We start from the raw sequence: 902 nt of genomic DNA on the forward strand, positions 1-902 counted from the left end.
GAATGGCGCCCAACAGCGGGAGTTTACGTAGCTGATGGCTAACGTCGTCGCGGTATACGCCACCAATGAGTAAGCTTTGCCCTTGTTTTACCGTCGCTAACGTACTGATTTCGGTTTTACGTACAGATGGAAGATCATCCACACCACCATCTGGGATCTTTGCGCCATCTTCTAAGTGAAGGCTCAAGTTGATCTCTGGTCGCGTCGCGAATCTGTCGCCGACGATACGAGGCACAATGCGCAACAAGGTGCCATACGTCACTTCTTCCAAAGCCGCCGTCTCTTTGCCAACCAATTTGACGTAAAACGTGCTGCTGTTGTTTAGCACCGCTTCGACGTTTTCTTGCGTGAGTAGCGTTGGTCTGGAAACGACTTGCGCACTGCCTTTCGATTCCAATAAACGAATTTGTGCCAACAAGTAGTTCAAGTTGGTCGAATCCAACAAGGACTTGAAACTCTGACCACTGCCCAATGTGACATCGCCGTTATCAACGTCGCCGGTTGTTTTGATGTCGACAATGCGGTTGTTTCCAACCGATACACCCGCGCGCCAATCCACACCGAGCTGACGTAAATCGTTTGCGCTGATGTCCACAATAGATAACGCAACCTCGATACGAGATTGTGGCTGATCGAGCTGAGCGACCAGCTTGCGATACAACGGCAGTCTTGCTTGGGTATCACGAACGATGATCGCATTCAGCCCCGGCTCCGCTTCTACGGTTGCACCGCCGTGCACAGACGCAGTTTTGCCGCGAGGTTTCGCTGCTTCTGCGGGTAATCCGTTTACAGGCGATGTTTGTACAGACGCAGAATCCGTAATTTGAGTTTGAACACCGCCAACCACACGGCTCAATACCGAAGCAATCCCCGGAACGGTAATGCTTTGGTCGCGATACGAG

1 pseudogene is annotated in these 902 nt (G+C 51.7%); it reads right to left on the reverse strand.

Features of this window, described 5'->3' with window-relative positions:
• Window positions 1-902: pseudogene (gene vscC, locus R7190_RS26225) on the reverse strand (SctC family type III secretion system outer membrane ring subunit VscC); the annotation flags it as partial.

It is taken from the genome of Vibrio sp. 1078-1, assembly GCF_033340475.1.